This window comes from Alcanivorax sp. HI0044, from assembly GCF_001634945.1.
In genome coordinates, this window is record NZ_LWEZ01000094.1 from 1 (window position 1) to 967 (window position 967).

Sequence of the window (967 nt, forward strand, 5' to 3'; positions counted from 1 at the left end):
CCGCCAGCGGCTCTTTCAGGGCTTCCAGAATTTCTTCGGAATTCAGGGTGAAGCTGCGCGGCACCCCTTCGGCCAGGTTCCGGCCACGCACATCAATTTCACGGATTTCAGCACCCGGGTAGGCCGTACCGATTTCGTGCTTGATACGTTCAGCGGTGGATTCACCGATCAGCGAGCCATATTCCTTGCGCACGAACGCCACGATCGCTTCGTCGAAACGGTCGCCGCCAATACGTACGGATTCGGAATACACCACACCATTGAGGGAAATCAGGGCGATTTCCGTGGTGCCACCACCGATATCCACCACCATGGAGCCGCGGGCTTCTTCCACCGGCAGGCCAGCACCGATAGCAGCGGCCATGGGCTCTTCGATCAAATACACATCACGGGCACCGGCACCATAGGCAGAATCCTGGATGGCACGGCGCTCCACCTGGGTGGATTTGCACGGCACACACACCAGCACCCGCGGTGCAGGCGGGAAAAACCCGGTGTCGTGCACTTTCTTGATGAAGTACTGCAGCATCTTCTCGGTCACATCGAAATCGGCGATAACACCGTCTTTCATGGGCCGGATAGCGGTAATATTGCCTGGAGTACGCCCCAGCATGCGCTTGGCATCAGCCCCGACGGCCGCCACACTCTTCTGTGCGCCATGGTGACGGATGGCAACCACGGAGGGCTCATCCAGCACAATGCCGCGGCCACGTACGTAAATAAGGGTGTTTGCGGTCCCCAAATCGATGGACAAATCGGTGGAGAACATCCCCCGAATACGCTTGATCATGGACATCCTAGCCAGTTTCCTGAACTTTTCGCGAAAAAACGATGCCTGGCGGGAAAAAGCCGGGCATCTCATAAGATGGCGCAACTCTAGCAACGGCAGGGGCATTGGGCAAGCTGGCGTGCTCTGCGGACAGTGGCCCCGGACAGGCGGTCTATGGTACTTTTTGCGCCTTTCAAG

The 967-nt window shown here is 58.0% G+C and carries 1 protein-coding gene; it reads right to left on the reverse strand.

Features of this window, described 5'->3' with window-relative positions; translation table 11 throughout:
• The coding region (locus A3730_RS01100) for a rod shape-determining protein (protein WP_063537295.1) at nt 1–790 on the reverse strand (790 nt) is incomplete at its 3' end.
• Nucleotides 791–967: the final 177 nt, after the last annotated feature.